The organism is Pseudomonas aeruginosa, from assembly GCF_001457615.1.
Taxonomy (GTDB): domain Bacteria; phylum Pseudomonadota; class Gammaproteobacteria; order Pseudomonadales; family Pseudomonadaceae; genus Pseudomonas; species Pseudomonas aeruginosa.
Genome location: NZ_LN831024.1, coordinates 6,267,884 through 6,287,915, shown reverse-complemented (window position 1 = coordinate 6,287,915; position 20,032 = coordinate 6,267,884). Strand labels below are relative to the sequence as shown.

20 protein-coding genes are annotated in these 20,032 nt (G+C 66.0%); 11 read left to right on the top strand and 9 right to left on the bottom strand.

The features are described from left to right. Positions 1 to 79: 79 nt before the first annotated feature. The gene (locus tag AT700_RS28845; protein WP_003458380.1) at positions 80 to 1,324 is read left to right on the top strand and encodes a serine hydrolase domain-containing protein; all 1,245 of its coding nucleotides are present in this window, start codon (positions 80 to 82) and stop codon (positions 1,322 to 1,324) included. 44 nt (positions 1,325 to 1,368) lie between these two features. Here AT700_RS28845 and AT700_RS28840 read toward each other — a convergent pair whose 3' ends face one another. The 3 genes from AT700_RS28840 to folE2 are packed head-to-tail and all read right to left on the bottom strand — an operon-like array spanning position 1,369 to position 4,162. After that, a complete protein-coding gene (locus AT700_RS28840) occupies positions 1,369 to 2,706 on the bottom strand; it encodes a dihydroorotase (protein WP_003099660.1) in 1,338 nt (445 codons plus the stop codon). A 2-nt stretch (positions 2,707 to 2,708) separates the two neighbouring features. Further along, positions 2,709 to 3,269, bottom strand: a complete 561-nt coding sequence (locus AT700_RS28835) for a hypothetical protein (RefSeq protein WP_003099663.1) — start codon at positions 3,267 to 3,269, stop codon at positions 2,709 to 2,711. Continuing rightward, entirely contained in the window at positions 3,266 to 4,162 is an 897-nt protein-coding gene (gene folE2, locus AT700_RS28830; RefSeq protein WP_015649889.1) for a GTP cyclohydrolase FolE2, read from the bottom strand. The genes AT700_RS28835 and folE2 overlap by 4 nt, the downstream gene beginning before the upstream one ends. Positions 4,163 to 4,261: 99 nt before the next feature. On the opposite strand from folE2, the gene AT700_RS28825 reads away from it, so the two are divergent. Continuing rightward, the gene (locus tag AT700_RS28825; protein ID WP_003099668.1) at positions 4,262 to 5,455 is read left to right on the top strand and encodes an N-acetylmuramoyl-L-alanine amidase; all 1,194 of its coding nucleotides are present in this window, start codon (positions 4,262 to 4,264) and stop codon (positions 5,453 to 5,455) included. Here the strand turns inward: AT700_RS28825 and AT700_RS28820 are convergent. Beyond that, on the bottom strand, positions 5,433 to 5,849 hold the full coding sequence (locus AT700_RS28820) for a hypothetical protein (protein WP_003099671.1): 417 nt from the start codon (positions 5,847 to 5,849) through the stop codon (positions 5,433 to 5,435). The genes AT700_RS28825 and AT700_RS28820 overlap by 23 nt on opposite strands. A gap of 112 nt (positions 5,850 to 5,961) precedes the next feature. On the opposite strand from AT700_RS28820, the gene dksA reads away from it, so the two are divergent. From dksA to AT700_RS28805, 3 genes are read left to right on the top strand one after another with little or no spacing between them, the layout of a single operon-like run. Next, complete coding sequence (gene dksA / locus AT700_RS28815; protein ID WP_003097086.1) at positions 5,962 to 6,366, top strand: RNA polymerase-binding protein DksA; 405 nt, start codon at positions 5,962 to 5,964, stop codon at positions 6,364 to 6,366. A 14-nt stretch (positions 6,367 to 6,380) separates the two neighbouring features. Continuing rightward, positions 6,381 to 7,583, top strand: a complete 1,203-nt coding sequence (zigA, locus tag AT700_RS28810; RefSeq protein ID WP_003099674.1) for a zinc metallochaperone GTPase ZigA — start codon at positions 6,381 to 6,383, stop codon at positions 7,581 to 7,583. Continuing rightward, positions 7,580 to 8,221 (top strand): DUF1826 domain-containing protein, encoded by a 642-nt coding sequence (locus AT700_RS28805; protein WP_003099676.1) that lies wholly within the window; start codon positions 7,580 to 7,582, stop codon positions 8,219 to 8,221. Before zigA ends, AT700_RS28805 begins: the two co-directional genes overlap by 4 nt. A gap of 152 nt (positions 8,222 to 8,373) precedes the next feature. Here the strand turns inward: AT700_RS28805 and AT700_RS28800 are convergent, their stop codons facing one another. Continuing rightward, complete coding sequence (locus AT700_RS28800; RefSeq protein WP_003121401.1) at positions 8,374 to 8,742, bottom strand: hypothetical protein; 369 nt, start codon at positions 8,740 to 8,742, stop codon at positions 8,374 to 8,376. Positions 8,743 to 8,844: 102 nt separating this feature from the next. On the opposite strand from AT700_RS28800, the gene AT700_RS28795 reads away from it, so the two are divergent. Beyond that, positions 8,845 to 9,813 carry a CobW family GTP-binding protein gene (locus tag AT700_RS28795; protein WP_003099680.1) on the top strand — a complete coding sequence of 323 codons (969 nt, stop codon included), beginning with the start codon at positions 8,845 to 8,847 and terminating at the stop codon, positions 9,811 to 9,813. Positions 9,814 to 9,905: 92 nt separating this feature from the next. Beyond that, the gene (gene tonB1, locus AT700_RS28790) at positions 9,906 to 10,937 is read left to right on the top strand and encodes an energy transducer TonB1 (protein ID WP_003121399.1); all 1,032 of its coding nucleotides are present in this window, start codon (positions 9,906 to 9,908) and stop codon (positions 10,935 to 10,937) included. 415 nt (positions 10,938 to 11,352) lie between these two features. Here the strand turns inward: tonB1 and AT700_RS28785 are convergent, their stop codons facing one another. Beyond that, positions 11,353 to 12,660 carry an MFS transporter gene (locus AT700_RS28785; protein ID WP_003097074.1) on the bottom strand — a complete coding sequence of 436 codons (1,308 nt, stop codon included), beginning with the start codon at positions 12,658 to 12,660 and terminating at the stop codon, positions 11,353 to 11,355. Positions 12,661 to 12,975: 315 nt separating this feature from the next. After that, positions 12,976 to 14,733, bottom strand: a complete 1,758-nt coding sequence (locus AT700_RS28780; RefSeq protein ID WP_003099684.1) for a cation:proton antiporter — start codon at positions 14,731 to 14,733, stop codon at positions 12,976 to 12,978. A gap of 361 nt (positions 14,734 to 15,094) precedes the next feature. Here AT700_RS28780 and AT700_RS28775 point away from each other — a divergent pair, with 361 nt between their 5' ends. The 3 genes from AT700_RS28775 to AT700_RS28765 all read left to right on the top strand — a co-directional run bounded on the left by AT700_RS28775 (position 15,095) and on the right by AT700_RS28765 (position 16,977). Beyond that, positions 15,095 to 15,949 carry a Tim44 domain-containing protein gene (locus tag AT700_RS28775; RefSeq protein ID WP_003099685.1) on the top strand — a complete coding sequence of 285 codons (855 nt, stop codon included), beginning with the start codon at positions 15,095 to 15,097 and terminating at the stop codon, positions 15,947 to 15,949. Between the two features lie 196 nt (positions 15,950 to 16,145). Further along, a complete protein-coding gene (locus AT700_RS28770; RefSeq protein ID WP_003099687.1) occupies positions 16,146 to 16,547 on the top strand; it encodes an SMI1/KNR4 family protein in 402 nt (133 codons plus the stop codon). A gap of 217 nt (positions 16,548 to 16,764) precedes the next feature. Beyond that, complete coding sequence (locus AT700_RS28765; protein WP_003097061.1) at positions 16,765 to 16,977, top strand: YgdI/YgdR family lipoprotein; 213 nt, start codon at positions 16,765 to 16,767, stop codon at positions 16,975 to 16,977. Between the two features lie 16 nt (positions 16,978 to 16,993). Here the strand turns inward: AT700_RS28765 and AT700_RS28760 are convergent, their stop codons facing one another. Together AT700_RS28760 and AT700_RS28755 are read right to left on the bottom strand one after the other, a co-directional pair. After that, positions 16,994 to 17,674, bottom strand: coding sequence for a GntR family transcriptional regulator (locus AT700_RS28760; RefSeq protein WP_003097059.1), 681 nt, complete (start codon positions 17,672 to 17,674; stop codon positions 16,994 to 16,996). 64 nt (positions 17,675 to 17,738) lie between these two features. After that, positions 17,739 to 18,521: an SDR family NAD(P)-dependent oxidoreductase gene (locus tag AT700_RS28755; RefSeq protein WP_023098272.1), complete on the bottom strand. Its 783-nt coding sequence runs from the start codon at positions 18,519 to 18,521 to the stop codon at positions 17,739 to 17,741. A 115-nt stretch (positions 18,522 to 18,636) separates the two neighbouring features. On the opposite strand from AT700_RS28755, the gene AT700_RS28750 reads away from it, so the two are divergent. Beyond that, entirely contained in the window at positions 18,637 to 20,031 is a 1,395-nt protein-coding gene (locus tag AT700_RS28750) for an aspartate aminotransferase family protein (protein WP_034041578.1), read from the top strand. The last annotated feature ends 1 nt before the right edge of the window (position 20,032 follow it).

The window sequence follows — 20,032 nt, the reverse complement described above, 5'->3', positions numbered from 1 at the left end:
GTGGATAACCCTGAGACGCCAGTCCACATCCATAAAAACGACGAAGCCGGAGCTGCTTCCGGTCATAAGGAAAACGTCCATGCGTAGCTGTATATCAGTCTTCCGGCCGGCCCTGCTGGCACTGTTCGTCTCGGCAAGCGGCTCGGCCGGCGCCGACGCGGCTGTGGAAAACCCGCGGATCGGCCGTGCCGCCGATCTCTATGAACTGATCCCGGAATACCAGCCGGACACCTACCGGAACATGGACAAGGTCTATCCGACCCGGGTTATCCACAAGGGGACCAAGGTCCGTCCGCTGCCGGCGGGTGTGGCCATCGCGCCGCGCTACCGGATCGGCGGCGAGGAATACGGCGTCGACGATTTCATGCGGCGCAACCGCGTTGGCGGGGTGCTGGTCCTCAAGGATGGCAAGGTCGCCCTGGAGCGCTACGGCCTGGGCAACGACGAACGCACGCGCTGGACCTCGTTCTCGGTGGTCAAGTCGATCTCCTCGACCCTGGTGGGCGCCGCCGTGCAGCAGGGCCTGCTGGCTCTCGACCAGCCTGTGGACAAGTACCTGCCGAGCCTGGCCGGCTCCGCCTACCAGGGGGTGACGGTGGAGCAGGTCCTGCAGATGAGTTCCGGGGTCCGCTGGAACGAGACCTATCGCGATCCGAAGTCCGACCGCCGGCAGATGTTCGACGCCCAGCTCGCCGAACGTCCCGGTGGCATCCTGCGGCTGCTGGCGAGCCTGCCGCGGCAGTACCCGAGCGGTACCCACTTCACCTACAGCACCGGCGAGTCGCACCTGCAGAGCGAGCTGCTGCACGCGGCGACCCGCATTCCGGTGAGCGACTACCTGTCCGAGCGGATCTGGGCGCGAATGGGCATGGAGAGCGACGGCTTCTGGCAACTGGAATCGCCGGCCGGGCAAGAGATCGGCAGCAGCGGCTTGAGCGCGACCCTGCGCGACTATGGCCGCTTCGGCCAGTTCGTCCTCGAGGACGGGGTGATCGATGGCGAACGTATCCTCCCCGAAGGTTGGGTCGATCGTGCCAGTCGCGTCGAGGCTACTTCCCACCTGGCCCCGGGCAAGCTCTACGATGGCGAATACGCGCTCGGCTACGGCTACCAGTGGTGGACCTTCCCGGTGGGCGCCAAGGCCCTGCCCGAGCATGACGGCGGGGCCTTCGAAGCCCAGGGCATCTTCGGCCAGTACCTCTACATCAACCGCAAGGAGAAGATCGTGGCGGTGGTCTGGAGCGCCTGGCCGAAGCCGGAGATGGACGATCGCGAGGAGGAGACCTATGCCTTCCTTGGCGCGGCGGTGAAAGCCCTGCGCTAGGGCCGTGGGCTAACGGATATCCACAGCAGGCTGTGGACAAGACTTCAGCGGGAAAACCGCAGGGGCAGTCCCTGGCAATCGTCGGACAGGCGTCCCGCGTGCCAGGCGAGTTGCCCGGAGACGATGGTGGTATCGATCCGATGGTGGAATGCCCGGTGGCGGAACGGCGTCCAGTTGCAGCGCGACAGCAGCGGCATGGCGCTGGCCAGCGCCGGGTGCTCCAGTTCGCTGACCAGCACCAGGTCGGCCCAGTAACCTTCGCGGAGGAAACCGCGATCGGCGATGGCGAACAGTTCGGCGACCCGGTGGCTGGTCTTCGCCACCAGGGTGGCAAGCGACAGCCAGCCTTCGCGGACCAGCTCCAGGAGTGCCGGCAACGCATGCTGGACCAGTGGCAGGCCGGCCGGCGCCTGTGGATAAGCCTGCTGCTTCTCGGCCCAGGCGTGCGGCGCGTGGTCGGTGCCGATCACGTCCAGGCGGTTGCCGGCCAGCGCCCTGCGCAGGGCGTCGCGGTCCTCGCGGCTCTTGATCGCCGGGTTGCACTTGAGCAGATGGCCGAGGCGGGCGTAGTCGCTGTCGTCGAACAGCAGATGGTGGACGCAGACTTCCGCGGTGATGCGTTTCTGGCACAGCGGCTTGTCCTCGAACAGGGCCAGTTCACGCGCTGTGGATAAGTGCAGGACATGCAGCAGCGTGCCATGTCGTTGCGCCAGTTCCACCGCCAGGGCGGTGGAACGGTAGCAAGCCTCGGCGTCGCGAATGCGCGGGTGGGCGGCTGCCGGAATACGTTCACCGAAGCGTTGTCGCCAGCGCGCCAGGTTGGCTTCGATCCGCGGCGTGTCTTCGCAATGGCTCAGCAGCAGGGTCGGAACGCTGGCGAACAGGCGCTCCAGGGTCGGCAGGTCGTCCACCAGCATGTCGCCGGTGGAGGCGCCCATGAACACCTTCACCGCGGCGACCTCGCGTGGATCGAGGGCGGCCACGGTGTCGAGGTTGTCGCGGCTGACGCCGAAGTGGAAACCGAAGTTGGCCACGCTATGGGCGGCGGCGAGGCGCTTCTTTTCCGCCAGCGCTTCGAGGCTCAGCGTCGCCGGGCGGGTATTGGGCATGTCCATGAAACTGGTGATGCCGCCCGCCACGGCGGCGCGGGATTCGCTGGCGATCGAGCCCTTCTGTGGATAACCCGGCTCGCGGAAGTGCACCTGGTCGTCGATCATTCCCGGCAGCAGGTAGCGTCCGGCGGCATCGATCTCCCGGCTGGCGCCGCAGTTTTCCAGGCAGCCGGCGATGCGTTCGATGCGACCGTGGCGGACCAGCAGATCGCCTTCGCGTACCTGCCCCTCGTTGACCATCCGGGCATTGCGGATCAGCAGGCTTTGCATGTTCAGAACTCGTTCTGCAGCGACTTGTAGCCGCGTACCAGGTCGACGTTGGTGCGCGCCACGTCTTCCGAGAACTCGCTGGCGGAAACGCTGACCCGCGGCATGCTCGCCAGGTCGGTGCGCGGACCGATGCGCTCGGTGGACGGTACGTAGAAACCCGCTGGCAGGTCGCAGCCGTCGACCACCGCGTTGTGGCGGACCACGCAGCCATCGCCGACCCGGCAGTTGAACAGCACGCTGTTGAAGCCGATGAAGACCCGGTCGCCGACTTCGCAAGGACCGTGGACGATGGAGCGGTGGGCGATGGAGCTGTGCTCGCCGATGGTCACCGCGGCACCCGACTTGGAATGGATCACCACGCCGTCCTGGATGTTCGAGTTGGCGCCGATCACGATCGGTTGCATGCCGCCGTCGGCGTCGACTTCGTCGGCACGGATCACTGCGTAGGGACCGACGAAGACGTTGGCCTGGATGATCACCTTGCCGCAGATGATCGCGGTCTTGTCCACATAGGCCGATTCGTCGATCACCGGCAGGTCGCCGGAGGGATTCTTGCGGATCATGCTGCACCTCGCTGCCAATGGCTTTCGGCGACGGCGTCATGGGCATGCAGGCTTTCCGCATGGACGACCCGTATGGAGAACCGGCTCGCCTGTGGATAGCCCTGCAGGGCGCGGTGCAGCCGGCGCACCGCGTCCTCGCAGAACATCAGGTTCTGCCCGTTGGCGAGGGCGAAGGCCTGCTCGTCGGCGCGTTTCACCGCAGTCTGCACCGCGGTGCCGAGGGCGCTTTCGCCGAGATCCGCCAGCTCTTCCAGGGGCAGTCCGATGCAGTCTTCCGCCAGGCCGATGCGCAGGTGCGCGCTGCTGCGCTGGCTGTGCGGGGTGGCGACGATGCCGGCGCTGCTGCCGAGCCACGCAAGCACGCTGGCATGATCGAGCGGCTGTCCGGCGAAGTCCTGGTCGAAGCGCTCCTGGATCAATTGCCGGGCCAGTGCCGCCGAACAGGGGCAGGTTGAGGAGTAGGTCAGCTCGAGATGGACTTCGGCCTGGAAGTCATCGCCTTCCAGGCGCGTGTCCAGCACCAGTGGATAACGTTTCCAGCCGCTCAGCGGGCTGACCAGCGCCGGACGCCGCAGCAGCGGCGCGAGGCGTAGGCGCAGGTAGGCGCGACGCGACAGGCCGGCGTGGCTGGCGAGGAAGCGTTGCAGGACGGCGCGCAGGCAGGAAAGGTCCAGCTCGCCCTGTTCCAGTTCGGCCAGCGCCAGGTAGAGGCGCGACATATGGATGCCGCGGGCCTGCGGGTCGTCCAGGCTGACACCGGCATCGGCTTCGGCGGCGACCCTCTGCCCGCCGATCTGCACGGGAAGGGCGATGCCCTGCATGCCGACCCAGTCCAGGGGAAGATCGGCGGTGGTGGTCTGGCGGGCGATATCGGGAAGCGTCAAGGCATTCATGGAGAACTCGAAGAAGGGCAGGCAAGGCCTGGAAATGGTTTGAATGTTATAATATAACGTATTAGCTAATGCCGACCCTTGCAATCGGGTATTTCGTCGATGAAGCGCCGTCGTCTCCTGCAAAGCCTGCTCGCCGGCCTGGCCCTCCAGCCGTTCCTGGCCGCCAGCGCCAATGTACGAATCCGCCAGGCCCGGGCCTGGAATTCCTCGGAAAGCTGGCGCCTGGTGCTGGAACTGGACGGCCCGCCGCGTTATCGAACCTTTTCCCTGCAGGCCCCCGAGCGGTTGATCCTCGACCTGCCCGACGCGCAATTGCTCGCAACGCTCTCCGAGCTACCGCTGGACGGCCCCGTGCGCGCCATACGCAGTGGCCAACTGGGTGGCGGCGGGACGCGCATCGTCCTCGATCTGCGCCAAGCGGTCAGGCCGCGCAGCTTCGCCCTGGAACCGCAGGCGGGAAAGGGCCATCGCCTGGTCCTGGACCTATATCCACAGGCGCTGGCGGCGCCCCCCGAGCCAATGCTGGCGCTGGCCCGCCCGCTACCCTCGACGGGCCGCGACATCCTCGTGGTGGTCGATGCCGGCCATGGCGGCAAGGACCCCGGCGCGGTCGGTAGCAAGGGCGAGCGCGAAAAGGACGTGGCGCTGGCCATCGCCCGCCTGCTGGCGCGGCGGATCGACCGTGAGAAAGGCTTCAAGGCGCGCCTGGTGCGCAACGGCGATGTGTTCGTCCCGCTGCGCAAGCGGCCGGAAGTGGCCCGGCGCTACAACGCCGACATGTTCGTTTCGGTGCACGCCGACGCGGCGCCGCGACTGACCGCCTCCGGCGCGTCGGTATATGCCCTCTCCGAGCATGGCGCCAGCTCGACCATGTCGCGCTGGATGGCCGAGCGCGAGAACGGCGCCGACCTGATCGGCAACAGCGGCAACCTGCCGCTACAGGGCCGCGACAAGGTACTCGCCGGGGTGATCCTCGACATGGCCCTGAGTTCGACCATCGCCAGCAGCCTGGACCTCGGCCACAGCGTTCTCGGCCAGTTGTCGGACGTCACCGCGCTGCACCAGAAGCGTGTCGAGCAGGCCGGCTTCGCCGTGCTCAAGTCGCCGGACATCCCTTCGATCCTGGTGGAGACCGGCTTCATCTCGAATCGCGGCGATTGTCGCCGGTTGATGGACGAACGCCATCGCCAGCGCCTGGCCGAGGCGATCTTCGCTGGCGTGCAGGGCTACTTCCGGCAACGCCCTCCCGCCGGCAGCTACCTGGCGGCGCTCAGCGCGCAGCCTCCCGGCTAGGGCCTTCGCTGCAGCCGCTGACCCGCCCGCAGGTCAGGCGTTGGCGCTGGCCCGATGAACTGCTCAGGCGGCTGATGCTGGTCCAGCCGATGTTGCGGCTGAGGCCGACCCAGATTTCCCCATCGCTGGCGATGCCGCTGAAGAAGGTCAGGCGCCCGTAGCGCGTATTGGTCTGGGCCCAGCGTCGTCCGCTCGCCGCGTCGTAGCCGCGCAGCCAGGTGTCGTTGCCGCCGGTGGCGACGCTGTAGTGGTTGCCCAGCCGATCCATGCAGGCCAGAACGGTGCGCAGGTAAGCGCATTCCGCCGGGCGGGTGCCGGGAAGAAAGCCCTGCGCCTGTGCCGCCGGAGCGAGCAGCAGGAGGGCCAGGCAGTAAAGGCGGAGGACGCGGCGCATCGGTGGATCCCGGGATGACGTGGGCCCAGGGTAGCCGGAAGGCGATTGGCGGGCCATCGATTGTGGTGTTAATTGTTATAGTATAACGTTTTAAATTTCCCAGGTTCAGCCCATGACCGAACAGGAACTGCTTGCCCAGCCCGACGCTGCCTACATGGACGAAGCCCAGCAGGACTTCTTCCGCGACCTGCTGCTGCGTCAGCGCCAGGAACTTCAGGCGCGCATCGAAGGCGAATTCGGCGAGCTGCGCGATCTCGAACGCCCCAGCGACGAGGCCGACCTGGCTTCCCGCGAGGAACAGCGGCAATGGCAACTTCGCCTGCTGGAGCGGGAGAAGAAGCTGCTCGACAAGATCGACGAAGCGCTGGAGCGCCTGGCCCGCGGCGACTACGGCTGGTGCCAGGAAACCGGCGAGCCGATCGGCCTGCGCCGCCTGCTGTTGCGTCCCACCGCCACCCTCTGCATCGAGGCGAAAGAGCGCCAGGAGAAGCGCGAACGCCACGTGCGGCACAACTGAAGAGGTTACCAACCGTGAACCAACGCCTACCTGTCACCGTGCTGTCCGGCTTTCTCGGCGCCGGCAAGAGCACGCTGCTCAACCATGTGCTGAAGAACCGCGAGAACCGACGGGTTGCGGTGATCGTCAACGATATGAGCGAAATCAATATCGATGGCAGCGAGGTCCAGCGCGATGTCAGCCTGAACCGCGCTGAAGAACGCCTGGTGGAGATGAGCAACGGCTGTATCTGCTGCACCCTGCGCGAAGACCTGCTGGAAGAGGTCGGCCGTCTCGCCCGGGAAGGCCGCTTCGACTACCTGCTGATCGAGTCCACCGGGATTTCCGAACCGATGCCGGTGGCCGAGACCTTCACCTTCCGCGACGAGCTGGACCGCAGCCTGTCCGACGTGGCGCGACTGGATACCATGGTCACGGTGGTCGACGGGATGAATTTTCTCCGCGACTACCAGGAGGCCGCCAGCCTGGCCAGTCGTGGCGAAACCCTCGGTGAGGAGGATCAGCGCTCGATCACCGACCTGCTGATCGACCAGGTCGAATTCGCCGACGTGATCCTGGTCAGCAAGATCGACCTGATCTCCAGCGAGCAGCGCGAGGAACTGCTGGCGATCCTGCGCCAGCTCAATGCCGAGGCGGAGATCCTGCCGATGGTGATGGGTCAGGTGCCGCTGGCGAAGATCCTCGATACCGGTCGCTTCGATTTCGATCGCGCGGCGTCCGCGCCGGGCTGGCTGAAGGAACTGCGCGGCGAGCACCTGCCGGAAACCGAGGAATATGGCATCGCCTCCATGGCCTACCGGGCGCGCCGGCCGTTCCACCCCGCGCGCTTCCACGCCTTCCTGCACAATCCGCTGAAGCAGGGGCGGCTGCTGCGCTCCAAGGGCTTCTTCTGGCTCGCCAGCCGGCCCCGCGAGGCCGGCAGCTGGTCGCAGGCCGGCGGCCTGATGCGCTACGGCCTGGCGGGCCGCTGGTGGCGCTTCGTGCCGACCGGACAGTGGCCACAGGACGAAGAGGGCCTGCGGGCGATCATGCGGCACTGGGAGGAAGGCGTCGGCGACTGTCGCCAGGAGCTGGTTTTCATCGGTCAGAACCTGGACTTCGCGGCCCTGCGCGCAGCCCTGGACGCCTGCCTGCTGGATGACGCCGAGATGAACCTGGGCATCCCCGGCTGGCAGGGCCTGGACGACCCCTTCGAGGACTGGGGGCACGCCGCATGAGCGCACTGCCGCAGGAAAAACCGTTGCCGTGCCAGGCGTTCGATGACGACCCCCAGGTGCTGGCCGAGGTGCTTCGCGAGGGCGTCAACCTGGCGGTCTGGACACGCCGGTTGAGCCCGGCGCTGCGCGACTTCGCCGCCGCCCTGGTGCGCAACCGGCCGGGACTGGCGCTGAGCCAGACGCTGGAGATGGAAGAGGAACGGCTACCCGTCTTGGACGGCCTGCTCGACGCGCAGCAACTGCCGGGACAAACCGATTTCCTCGACGACCTGGGCTGGCTGGTCGAGGCCTTCTCCTGCCTGACCGGGGCGCGGCGTATCGGCCTGCGCCTGCGCGTTCTGGATAAACCGATGTGCCCGCGTTTCCACGTCGACCACGTGCCGCTGCGGCTGGTCACCACCTACCAGGGCGCCGCCAGCGAATGGCTGGACGAGTCCGGCCTGGACCGTCGGCTTCTTGGCGGAGCGCAGGCTGAAGTTGTCGATGAACAGCTTATCCACAGCTTGTCCACGGGCGACGTGGCGCTGCTCAAGGGCGAACGCTGGGAGGGTAACGAAGGTGCCGGGCTGGTGCATCGCTCGCCGCGAGCGGAGCCTGGGCTGGCGCGCCTGCTGTTGACCCTGGACTGGCTTGCCTGAGCCTGTGGACAAGTGTCTTTCGAGGAATAAAAAAAGGCCATCCGCAGATGGCCTATCACCAAAAAGTCGTCCTACCTTGGGGATGGGGACGAAGGGTGCTGAGGTACCCGACTCCCATTTAGCCCTGACGCTGTGACAGGCTGATGACGCGCTCAGGGCTTTTTCGCGGCGCTAGGCTCTTCCCAGCGACCTTGGCTCTGGCTGGCGCAGAACGGCTCCAGGTAGCGTGCGTCGGTCGCGATGCCGTAGTAGAAGATGTCCTGCCGATAGGGCGCGTTGGGTACCCTGGCGTCGCGGCAGACACCGAAGGCGCCCGTCGGACACTCCTCGGCGAACGTCACCTCGACCTTCTGGCCCTGCAGTTGTGGCTGGCAGAAGCCTTCGTGGAACAGCTTGGCCGGGATGCTGCGGTTCTGCTGGCAGACCTTCACGTCGAGATTCTTCGCCTGGCTATGGACGATGCAGGCTTCGGCCAGGGCCAGGCCCGGCAGGCAGGACAGGAAGAACAGGAACGGACGCATGCGAGGACTCCATTGCAGACGGGCGCGACTCTAGCACGGGGCCTGGCTCCCCGCAGGCAAGGACCGCATTGATCCACAGGCTTTCACATTCCGGTTGCGCAGATGCTTCGAGAGATACCCACACACCTGATCGGCGGCCCCCTGGGGGCCGGCAAGACCAGCCTGATCCGCTCGCTGCTGGCGCAGAAGCCGGCGGGCGAGCGCTGGGCGGTGCTGGTCAACGAGTTCGGCGAGATCGGCCTGGATGCCGCGCTGCTGGCCACGGACGTCGACGGCGTGGCCATCGGCGAGGTGGCGGGCGGGTGCCTCTGCTGCGTCAATGGCGTGCCGTTCCAGGTGGGGCTCGGTCGCTTGTTGCGTCGGGCACGGCCGGACCGGCTGTTCATCGAACCCTCCGGGTTGGGACATCCGCTGGCGCTGTGGAAACAGCTGCAGGCTCCTCCCTGGTCCGGCGTCCTGGCCCTGCAACCCCTGGTAGTGGTGCTGGATGCCGCCGCGCTGGCCTCCGGCCAACCGCTGCCGGAGGCACAGGAACAGGCGCTGGAAGCGGCCGGCATGTTGCTGCTGAACAAATCCGAAACGCTCGACGCGACGCAGCGCTGCGCTGTGCGCGCGCGCCTGCCGGTCCTGCCGTTGCGCTGGAGCGTGCGCGGTCACCTGGCATTGCGCGATCTGCCGACCAGCGTTGCCGGGGAAGGTAGCGCGACGACCTGGGCGGCCCTGCCGGAGGCGCCTGCTCAGTTGGGAACGGTGCTGCCCGCCGAGCGACCGCTGCGCGCCGTGCGCGAGCAGGACGGCCAGTTCGCCATCGGCTGGCGGCTGGCGCCGTCGGTGCGTTTCGATCGGGCCGCAGTGGACGCCTGGCTGAACCGTCTGTCCGGACTGCGGCGGGCCAAGGCGGTGCTGCATTGCGCGGACGGTTGGTATGCAGCGAATGCCGCGCCGTTTGTGGATAACTGGGGCAAATCCTCGTGGCGGCGGGATAATCGGCTGGAACTGATCCTCGCCGCAGGCGCGGATGAAGAGGCGCTCGAAGAGGCGTTCCTGGCGTGTCGGATGGTCGCGGAATGATCCGCCAAGGTTGCCCTGAGGACGCGACTGAATGATAATAATTATCAGAAGACTCTACTTCCTTACCTTTCACTTCTCCGCAGGTCGCCCTCATGTCGCCACAGCCTTCACGGTCGCCTGACCGTTTTTCGCTGGCCGCGCTCGCCGAAGACCACCCCACCGCTCCCGCCCAGGGAGACGAAAGCGAGTCCCTGCCATGCGTGAATGCCCAGCGCGGAGAACCCAACCTGCGCGTGGTGGACTGCTCCGGTGCGCGCCGCGACGAGGAAGTGGCGGTCGAGGAAGTGCTGATCCCCTACGCCCATGGCAGCGATCCCGAAGACGTCCCCGGCGAGCCGCCCAAGTCGCGCTGGTGGTTGTCCTCCGGCGCGGCGGTGGCGATGCATGTGGCGATCATCGGTGCGCTGGTGTGGGTGATGCCGACCCCGGCCGAACTCAACCTTGGCCACGGCGAACTGCCGAAGACCATGCAGGTGAATTTCGTCCAGCTCGAGAAGAAGGCCGAGCCGACCCCGCAGCCGCCGGCTGCCGCGCCGGAGCCGACGCCGCCGAAGATCGAGGAACCCAAGCCGGAGCCGCCGAAGCCGAAGCCGGTGGAAAAACCCAAGCCCAAGCCGAAACCCAAGCCCAAACCGGTGGAAAACGCCATTCCGAAGGCCAAGCCGAAGCCGGAACCCAAACCCAAGCCGGAACCCGAGCCGAGCACGGAGGCATCCAGTCAGCCCAGCCCGTCCAGCGCCGCCCCGCCGCCGCCCGCACCTACCGTCGGGCAGAGCACGCCCGGCGCGCAGACCGCGCCCAGCGGCTCGCAAGGTCCGGCCGGCCTGCCCAGCGGCAGCCTCAACGACAGTGACATCAAGCCGTTGCGCATGGATCCTCCGGTCTATCCCCGGATGGCCCAGGCCCGGGGTATCGAAGGCCGGGTGAAGGTGCTGTTCACCATCACCAGCGATGGCCGCATTGACGACATCCAGGTGCTGGAGTCGGTGCCGTCGCGCATGTTCGACCGCGAAGTGCGCCAGGCCATGGCCAAGTGGCGTTTCGAGCCGCGTGTCAGTGGTGGCAAGATCGTCGCCCGCCAGGCGACCAAGATGTTTTTCTTCAAGATCGAGAAGCGCCGCTGAGGCGGTTCTCTGACAACGAAAAGAGCCGCGCCTTCGAGCGCGGTTTTTTTATTCCCGGTAGGTCTCGCAGACGGGGCTTCGCTGCCTGGGGACGGCAGGCCCCTTGCGCTGTTCCACCGTGGGAACGCGAGGAGATCGGCGTTTGCGCGCCAAGGTTCCAGCCCCGCCGGAATGACGAGCCGCAGGGCGAATAACCGCTTGCGGTTATCCGCCGTGGAACGCAGGGACACCGGATGATTACGCCGCCGGCGTTGCGCGCCCTAGGGCTCCGGTCGGGATGCCGTGCCGTAGACCAACAGTCGGCGGGTGTGGGGGAATCGGTTGCCGCGCCAAAAAGCAGGACGGCGACCCGAAGGTCGCCGTCCTGTGGATAAAAAGGCCCGGAGTGTGTCGGGGCCATGAGCACGAGGCTCAATCAATCGGTCGTGATCTTCGAGTGCTTCTGGGTGTCCTTCATGAACACATAGACCAGCAGCGAGCAGGCGATACAGGCGGTGACGTACCAGTAGAAGCCGCTCTCCAGGCCGACGCTCTTGAACCACAAGGCAACGTATTCGGCGGTGCCGCCGAAGATCGACACGGTCAGGGCATACGGCAGGCCGACGCCCAGGGCGCGGATCTCGGTGGGGAACAGTTCGGCCTTCACCACCGCATTGATCGAGGTGTAGCCGCTGACGATCACCAGCGCCGCCATGATCAGGAAGAACGCTCCCCACCAGCTGTCGACGCTGTGCAGGGTGCTGAGGATCGGGTAGGTGAAGACGGTGCCGAGTACGCCGAAGGCGATCAGGATCGGCCGCCGGCCGATCTTGTCGGAGAGGGCGCCGACGATGGGCTGCAGCAGCATGAAGAGGAACAGGGTGGCAGCCGAGATCATGGTCGAATCGGTCTTGCTCATGCCTACCGTGTTCACCAGGTACTTCTGCATGTAGGTGGTGTAGGTGTAGAAGGCCAGGGTGCCGCCCATGGTCAGGCCGACCACGGTCAGCACTTCCTTCGGGTGGCGCAGCAGGGTGCGCAGCAGGCTTTCCTTCGGCTCTTCCTTCTTCTTCGAGAAGGACTCGGTCTCTTCCATGCCGCGACGCAGGAACATCGCCACCACTGCACACAGCGCGCCGATGAAGAAGGGGACGCGCCAGCCCCAGCTTTCCAGTTGTTCTACGGTCAGGGTCTGTTGCAGGACGATCAGCACCGCCAGGGCGATGAGCTGGCCGGAAATCAGGGTCACGTACTGGAAGCTGGAGAAGAACCCGCGCTGTTCCTTGTTCGCCATCTCGCTCAGGTAGGTGGCGGAGGTGCCGTATTCGCCGCCGACCGACAGGCCCTGGAGCAGGCGCGCGACCACCAGCAGGATCGGCGCGGCGACGCCGATGGTTTCATAGCTGGGGGTCAGGGCGATGATCAGCGAGCCAAAGCACATCAGCAGCACCGAGGCCAGCAACGCCGCCTTGCGGCCCTTGCGGTCGGCATAGATACCCATCAGCCAGCCACCGATCGGGCGCATCAGGAAGCCCACAGCGAAGATAGCTGCGGTGTTCAGCAGTTGGGCGGTCATGTCGCCCTGGGGGAAGAATGCCTTTGCGAAGTACAGCGAGAAGGCGGCGTAGACGTACCAGTCGTACCACTCGACCAGGTTGCCGACGGAACCGCTGAAGATCGACTTGATGCGTTGCGAAGTGGTGCGGGGCTGGGCAGACGCGGAAATGGCGTTGGCGCTTTCCATCGTGTTTCCTCTTTTCGTTGTTGTCTTGGATGTGCTGATCAGGGCGCAGCACACCGGCACATCGCGAGGGCGACGTATTGGATGGCTCGATAGCAGGTGCCGTGCCAACGCGGGAAAGCCGCGTGGGGACTGGGTTGGAAGAGGAGCGGGGTGGTCTTGGCCGAGCGGGAGTCCGCCGACCGGGAGAGTGGATAAGCGGAAATCCGCCGATCCTTCAGGGCAAAGGGTCCGATAGCGACACCAGATGCAGGCGAGGGCGAATAACCGCAGCGTGGTTATCCGCCGATTCGACGGCAGGCCGGGATCGCTTGGCTCTCAGTGGCTGCCCTTTTCCTGGTCGAGGGTTTCCATCAGCGCGATCTGCATCCGCGAATGCACGCGGATCAGCCAGCGCCAGAGCACTGCGATCACCAGGCCGGCGACCAGCACCACTACGACCAGCAACTCGCCCGGCGGCAGGATGCTCGAGCTGAGCGCCGCCAGCAGCACCATCATGCCGGCCAGCGACAGCAGCGGGATGATCTCGGAGATCACCCGACGTACCCGCGCCGTATGGCGTCCGGCTTTCTCCGGCTTGACCCCGAGTTCGGCCAGCAGCATCGACAGGGCCTTGAGCTTGCGGTACGCGGCGATCAGGAAGGCCAGCGAGACCAGCAGCGCGCCGCCCCAGATCAATGCCTTGTGTAGCCCGTCGTAGGCGACCCACTGGCTCATCCAGGCGGAAAGCGTATCGGCGAAATAACCGCCGGCGAGGAAGATCGCGATCACCAGCGCCAGGTTCACCCCGACCTGCAGCAAGATGCGCCGGATCATCGCCGCCAGCACCGCACGGTCGCCCTGCGGCTGGATGCTGCGCAGCCAGTCGCCGTAGTGGCCGAAGATCCTCGCCATGCGCTGCGGCATGGCGTTGGCCAGGTGCTGCGAGAGCGGGTCGGCGGCGCGGATCAGGTACGGGGTGAGCAGGGTGGTGATGGCCGAGACCGCTACCGCCACCGGGTAGAGGAAGTCGCTGGTGACTTTCAGAGTCATGCCCAGGGCGGCGATGATGAAGGAGAACTCGCCGATCTGCGACAGGCCCATGCCGACCCGCAGCGAAGTGCGTCCGTCGTTGCCGGCGATGAACGCACCCATGCCGCAGGAGAACATCTTGCCGAGCACCACCGCGACGGTGATCAGGGCGATCGGCCAGGCGTACTCGACGAGGATCTTCGGGTCGATCAGCAGGCCGATGGCGACGAAGAAGATCGCACTGAACATGTCACGGACCGGCTCGATCAATCGTTCGATCTGCACCAACTGGCGCGACTCGGCCATGATCGCGCCGATCAGGAAGGCGCCGAGCACCATGCTGTATTCCAGCTTCACCACCAGCAGGCAGAAGCCGAAGCACAGGCCGAGCACGGTGACCAGCAGCATCTCGTTGCTCTCGAACTTCGCCACGTAGGCCAGCAGGCGTGGCACCAGGAGGATGCCGACGACCAGCGCGACGATCATGAACAGGCTGAGCTTGCCGACCGTGGAGAACACCTCGCCGGTTTCCACCGAACCGCTCACGGCGATTCCCGACAGCAGGGCGATGATGCCGATGCCGAGGATGTCCTCGACGATCAGCACGCCGAAGATCAGTTGGGCGAAGCGCTCGTTCTTCATCTTCAGGTCGCCGAGCGCCTTGACGATGATGGTGGTGGAGGAGATCGCCAGGATCGCGCCGAGGAACAGCGAGTCCATGGTGCTCCACTCGAAGAAGCGACCGATCTCGAAGCCGATCCAGATCATCAGGACGATTTCCAGGAACGCCGCGATGAACGCCGTGGCGCCGACCTGGAAGAGCTTGCGCAGGCTGAACTCCAGGCCGAGGCAGAACATCAGGAAGATCACCCCGAGTTCGGCCAGGGTCTTGATCGTGTCTTCGTCGTGGATCAGTCCGAAGGGCGGGGTGTGCGGGCCGATGATGAAGCCGGCGACGATGTAGCCGAGGACCACCGGTTGGCGCAGGCGGTGGAAGAGGATAGTGACCACACCCGCCACCAGCATGATCACGGCGAGGTCCTGGATGAAATCGACGGCATGCATGGCGGCGGTCCTCGCTCGGGGAATGGGTCGGCAGACGCGGCGACCGGGCGGCCTCGCAGACCCGCAGACTAGCATCCGCAAGTGCTTGATCGGTGGGCTGAAAAAAACTGTAACAGACGTTTCGGCGAGGCTCTGCGTTGTGCTTCCCGGGTCGCCGGGCGGATCTTCGCGCGCCGATCCGCGTGCATGCCTGTCGTCCCCGGCAACGAAGGTGTACCCTGGCGCCGACCCGCGAGCCAGACGCGGCGGGCGAAAAAACGGCGGCCGGGGAGCAATAGCCCGAAACAAAATCCGGCTGGTCCTGTCGCCCGTACCGCCGCAACATGGCGCGCGTCGATTCCCCCAAGAGAGAAAGACTACAATGCAGCGTGTTCTCAGCATCGCCCTCGCCTTCTGCCTGGCGCTGACCGTCAGCCTGGATGCCAATGCCAAGCGCTTCGGCGGCGGCAAGAGCCTCGGCTCGGCACCCAGCCACCAGACCCGCCAGGCGCAGCCGGCCACTGCGCCGAACGCCACTGCTGCCGCCCCCAACGCCGCTCGTCCCGCCGCTGCCGCCAGCGGTGCTTCGCGCTGGCTCGGCCCGCTGGCCGGTATCGCCGCGGGCGGCCTGCTCGCTTCCATGTTCATGGGCGACGGCTTCGAGGGCATCCAGATGCTCGACATCCTGTTGATCGCCCTGGTGGCCTTCATTGCCTTCCGCTTCATCGCCGCTCGCCGGCGCCAGCAGAACCAGGGCCAGCCTGCGATGGCCGGGCACGCGCCGATGCAGCGCGAAATGCCGGCCCAGGCGCCGATCTTCGGTGGCGCCGCCGCTGCTGCCGCTGCGCCGAGCCCGGTGATCAACGCGCCGAGCTGGTTCAACGAGGAGCGCTTCGTCGGTGCCGCTCGCGAACACTTCATGTCCCTGCAGCAGCATTGGGATGCCAACGAGATGGACAAGATCGCCGAGTTCGTCACCCCGCAGATGTTGCAATGGCTGAAGCAGGAGCGCGCCGAGATCGGCGACGCCTACCAGTCCACCTACATCGACAACCTGGTCGTGCAACTGGACGGCGTCGACGACCAGGCCGACAAGACCATCGCCACCCTGACCTTCAGCGGTGTGTCGAAGACCTCGCGCTTCGACCAGGGCGAAGCCTTCAGCGAAAGCTGGCGGATGGAGCGCGCCCAGGGCGAGAACCAGCCATGGCTGGTGGCCGGTATCCGGCAGAACTGATCCCGAGTGGTTGCGGTCCCTTCGGGGGCCGCCGAACCCCCCGCTTCCGCCAGGGAACGGGGGTTTTTTCATCTCCGTTGGCGGGTTGACCGACCATTCGTCCGGCGCCATGGCCGAAGGCCAGCCGCGACACTTGTCTTGCGCTCGGTGCGGCTACTGTATAAAAAGCGCGCCACCCGTTGCGAGAGAGCCTGTCGTGGAAGACGTCATCGAAAAACTGCGTGAACTCAACGAACCGGTTCCGGTGCCCCTGGAACTGCCGGAAGAAGAACTGCTGGTGGAAATCGAGGAAGAGCTGCTGATCGGCATTCCCGCCGAGTTCCGCGAATTCCTCCTGCTGGTCAGCGATGTGGTCTACGGCCGCCTGGAGCCGGTGACCGTGACCGATCCGCACTCGCACACCTATCTGCCCGAAGTGGCGGCCACTGCCTGGGACCTGGGCGTTCCGCGCGAGCTGATCCCGCTTTGCGAGGACGACGGCAGCTACTACTGCGTGGCGGAGGACGGCGAGGTGGTGCTCTGGGCCGATGGCGACCTCACCGATGAAAGCTGGGATTCGGTGTGGGTCTGGGCTCGCGACGTCTGGCTGGAGAGCTGAGCCTGAACCGCCGCAAAGGCTCTGCAACGCGCCTTTGCCGCTGACTTCCCGACGTCGCGCGAGGCTGCCTGGAGGCCCTGCGCGGCGCCGTCGGCGCTTCGTCTCCGACAAAGCGCCGCTGCGCTAAGGAATTTCCCTCGATTGCGACGGTCACAAGGGCAATTCCGCACTTGTCGCTCCGGATGTAGGCAAGTGCGCTGCCCCGTGTGGAGATTCTATGAAGTTCAAAGCTCTGTTCGCTGCATTGCTGCTGACCAGCCTGGCGGGTTGCGCCAACCAGGCGGTGGTCACTTTGCAAGATGGCAGCGAGGTCCTGGTCAAGGATCAGTCGGATTACGACAAATACAATGACTACTACGAGTTCGAACAGCTGAATGGCGACACCATCCTGATCAAGAAGGACAATGTGCGCACCATTCGCCCGCAGTAGCGGCGCTTATCTCCCGTCAGGCGTGCTCGCCGGAACGGTGTCGCTTTCGTGGCCGGGCCTCCAGCTCCAGGAGGTTCAGCAGGTACTGACCGAAGTAGGCCAGGTCCTGTTCGATCGCCGCGCGCGCGGCCGGGCCGTCGCCGCGGCGTAGCGCGTCCAGGGCGTCCTCGTGGAAATCGTTCAGACGTAGGGAGAGGTCGGCCTCGGTGAACAGCCGGTTGAAGAACGGCCCGACCTGTAGCCAGAGCGTCTCGATGAGACGCAGCAGCACCGGGTTGCCGCAGGCGCGGTAGAGCGTCAGGTGGAATTCGCTATTGGCTTCCAGGTAGGCCTGTACCTCGCGTCGGCGCAAGGCGTCCTCCATTCGCCGCAGACAACCTTCGAGTCCTTCCAGTGCCTGCTCGTCCAGCCGGCCGCTGGCGCTTTCGGCCGCCAGCCCTTCGAGGGACAGGCGCACCTGGAGGATCTGCAGGAAACGCTCGCGGGTCATTAGCGGCACCCTGAGCGAGCGTTGTGCCTCGCCCTCCAGCGCCCCTTCCGCCACCAGCCGTTGCAGGGCGGCGCGAACCGGCATCGGGCTGGTGCCCCACTGGTTCGCCAGGTCGCGGATCTTCAGTCGCTCGCCGGGCTGGAAACGTCCGGCCAGCAAGTCTTCCCGCAGTCGTTGGTAGAGTCGTTCCTGGAGATTCTCGGCCATGGTCAGCTCCGGGTCGCCGGTGGCGCCGGAAGCTGGGAAAGCGTCAGGCTGCAGTTGCGCATGTTCAGCTCCGTTTGTTTTCGATCAGGCAGTTGCCGCCATCCACCACCAGCAGTTCGCCGTTGACGAAGCTGGCTTCGGGCGAGGCGAGGAAGGCCACCGCGGCGGCCACCTCTTCGGGCCGGCCGGCACGTCCGCTGGGGCTGGCCAGGGCGGCCTGGCGTTCTTCGGCGGTGCTCGAGGCGGTGGCGATCCAGCCCGGCGCGACGCTGTTCACCGTGATGCCGCTCTTCGCCACCTCCAGCGCCAGGCCCATGCTCCAGCCGACCAGACCGGCCTTGGCCGCGCTATACGCGGCTTCGCCCGGGTTGCTGCCGCGGGTTCCGGTGGTGGAGGCGACGTTGACGATCCGCCCGTAGCCGCGCTCGCGCATGCCCGGCAGCAGGCCGCGGGTGAGCAGGAAAGCGCTGGTCAGGTTGCGCGAGAGGGACAGTTGCCAATCCCGCAGCGAGGTCGCTTCCACTGCGCTGAAGGGTTCCGCGCTGTTCAACTGGGCCATGCCGGCATTGTTCACCAGGATGTCGACCCGTCCCCACTGGGCTTCGGCCCAGTCCAGCAGGCCCTGCACCTGGGCTTCGTCGGTCAGGTCGGCGCTCGCGGCGCGCACGTCGTGACCGCATGCGCTCAGTTCCTCCGCTCGTTGCCGAATCCGCTCGCTGCTGGCGGTGATCAGCAGGCGCACGCCTTCGCGGGCCAGTCGCCGGGCAATGGCGAAACCGATACCGAGTTCGCTGCCGGCGCCGCTGATGAGCGCGACCTGGCCTGTCCACTTCGGAAAATCGTTCATTTTTGTGATCACAAAATTGACATGGAAAACAGATTATCAGTGCTTTCAAATACTGTATTGACTTTTTTGTGATCACAAATGAAAGTTGTGCGAAATAAAAAACGAGGTGTTCGAAATGACCGCCAGTGGCATCGCCGAAGCCGCCGTGGAAACCTTCATGGCCCGCGAGCAGCAACGTTTCCTTGCGCAAAATCCACAGTCCGTCGCGCTCGCCGAGCGAGCCCGGCGTGCGTTGTTCGACGGCGTGCCGATGCACTGGATGAGCGATTGGTCGACACCCTGTCCGCTGTTCGTGGAGCGTGCCCACGGCGCGCGTTTCCATGATGTGGATGGCCACGTCTACGTGGACTTCTGCCTGGGCGACACCGGCAGCATGTTCGGTCATTCTCCGGCGCCGATCGCCCGGGCACTCGCCGAGCAGGGCGCGAACGGCCTCACCACCATGCTTCCGGGGGAGGATGCCATCGTCGCCGGCGAGCTGCTGGCGCAGCGCTTCGGCCTGCCGTTCTGGCAGGTAGCGACCACCGCCACCGACGCCAACCGCTTCGTCCTGCGCTGGGCGCGTGCGATCACCGGTCGCAAGGTGGTGCTGGTATTCGACGGTTGCTACCACGGCACGGTCGACGACACCCTGGTTCGCTGCCGCGACAGCCGCACCGTGCATCGCTCCGGCCTGCTCGGCCAGGCCCACGACCTCACCCAGTTCAGCCGCGCGGTGCCGTTCAACGACCTCCAGGCCCTGGAGCGGGCGCTGGCCAGCGAAGACGTGGCCGCCGTGCTCTGCGAGCCGGCGATGACCAACATCGGTATGGTCCTGCCGCAACCCGGCTTCCACCAGAAGCTGCGCGAGCTGACCCGTCGTCACGGCACGCTGCTGATCATCGACGAGACCCACACCATCTCCACCGGACCAGGCGGCTGTACCCGCGCCTGGAAACTCGAGCCGGACTTCATCACCCTCGGCAAGCCGATCGCCGGCGGCGTACCGTGCTCGGTGTATGGTTGCAGCGCGGCGATGGCCAGCGCCATGCAACTGGCCAGGGCACGTGCCAGCGAGCAGAGCGAAGGCCACGGCCACAGCGGCATGGGTACCACGCTGTCGGCCAACGCCCTGGCGATGCGCTGTATGCGCGCCAACCTGGAAGAGGTGATGACCGATGCCGCCTACGCCCACATGCTGCCCCTGGCGGCGCGTCTGGCCGAGGGCTTCCGCAGGATTATCCACAAGCACGGCCTGGCCTGGTCGGTGACCGAGCTCGGCGCGCGCAGCGAGTTCCAGTTCTGCCCGCACCCCCCACGCGACGGCGCGGCCGCCGAGGCGGCGTTCCACGACAGCCTGCAGATGGCCTTGCACCTGTATCTGATCAACCGCGGCATCCTCATCACGCCGTTCCACAACATGACCCTGTGTTGCCCGGACACTCGCGAAGAAGACGTCGACCGCCTGCTCTCCAGCCTCGACGAGGCGCTCGGCGAGTTGCTCGCCATACCCGGCGCGCGGGAGGCCTGAG

What these genes read in the sequence shown, in the direction of transcription:
- AT700_RS28775 (WP_003099685.1), top strand. Translation starts at nt 15,095, where the DNA reads ATGCAGCGTGTTCTCAGCATCGCCCTCGCCTTCTGCCTGGCGCTGACC.
- AT700_RS28795 (WP_003099680.1), top strand. Translation starts at nt 8,845, where the DNA reads ATGCTTCGAGAGATACCCACACACCTGATCGGCGGCCCCCTGGGGGCC.
- AT700_RS28840 (WP_003099660.1), bottom strand. Translation starts at nt 2,706, where the DNA reads ATGCAAAGCCTGCTGATCCGCAATGCCCGGATGGTCAACGAGGGGCAG.
- AT700_RS28805 (WP_003099676.1), top strand. Translation starts at nt 7,580, where the DNA reads ATGAGCGCACTGCCGCAGGAAAAACCGTTGCCGTGCCAGGCGTTCGAT.
- AT700_RS28845 (WP_003458380.1), top strand. Translation starts at nt 80, where the DNA reads ATGCGTAGCTGTATATCAGTCTTCCGGCCGGCCCTGCTGGCACTGTTC.
- AT700_RS28750 (WP_034041578.1), top strand. Translation starts at nt 18,637, where the DNA reads ATGACCGCCAGTGGCATCGCCGAAGCCGCCGTGGAAACCTTCATGGCC.
- tonB1 (WP_003121399.1), top strand. Translation starts at nt 9,906, where the DNA reads ATGTCGCCACAGCCTTCACGGTCGCCTGACCGTTTTTCGCTGGCCGCG.
- AT700_RS28800 (WP_003121401.1), bottom strand. Translation starts at nt 8,742, where the DNA reads ATGCGTCCGTTCCTGTTCTTCCTGTCCTGCCTGCCGGGCCTGGCCCTG.
- AT700_RS28755 (WP_023098272.1), bottom strand. Translation starts at nt 18,521, where the DNA reads ATGAACGATTTTCCGAAGTGGACAGGCCAGGTCGCGCTCATCAGCGGC.
- AT700_RS28820 (WP_003099671.1), bottom strand. Translation starts at nt 5,849, where the DNA reads ATGCGCCGCGTCCTCCGCCTTTACTGCCTGGCCCTCCTGCTGCTCGCT.
- AT700_RS28785 (WP_003097074.1), bottom strand. Translation starts at nt 12,660, where the DNA reads ATGGAAAGCGCCAACGCCATTTCCGCGTCTGCCCAGCCCCGCACCACT.
- AT700_RS28780 (WP_003099684.1), bottom strand. Translation starts at nt 14,733, where the DNA reads ATGCATGCCGTCGATTTCATCCAGGACCTCGCCGTGATCATGCTGGTG.
- AT700_RS28835 (WP_003099663.1), bottom strand. Translation starts at nt 3,269, where the DNA reads ATGATCCGCAAGAATCCCTCCGGCGACCTGCCGGTGATCGACGAATCG.
- dksA (WP_003097086.1), top strand. Translation starts at nt 5,962, where the DNA reads ATGACCGAACAGGAACTGCTTGCCCAGCCCGACGCTGCCTACATGGAC.
- AT700_RS28765 (WP_003097061.1), top strand. Translation starts at nt 16,765, where the DNA reads ATGAAGTTCAAAGCTCTGTTCGCTGCATTGCTGCTGACCAGCCTGGCG.
- folE2 (WP_015649889.1), bottom strand. Translation starts at nt 4,162, where the DNA reads ATGAATGCCTTGACGCTTCCCGATATCGCCCGCCAGACCACCACCGCC.
- AT700_RS28825 (WP_003099668.1), top strand. Translation starts at nt 4,262, where the DNA reads ATGAAGCGCCGTCGTCTCCTGCAAAGCCTGCTCGCCGGCCTGGCCCTC.
- AT700_RS28760 (WP_003097059.1), bottom strand. Translation starts at nt 17,674, where the DNA reads ATGGCCGAGAATCTCCAGGAACGACTCTACCAACGACTGCGGGAAGAC.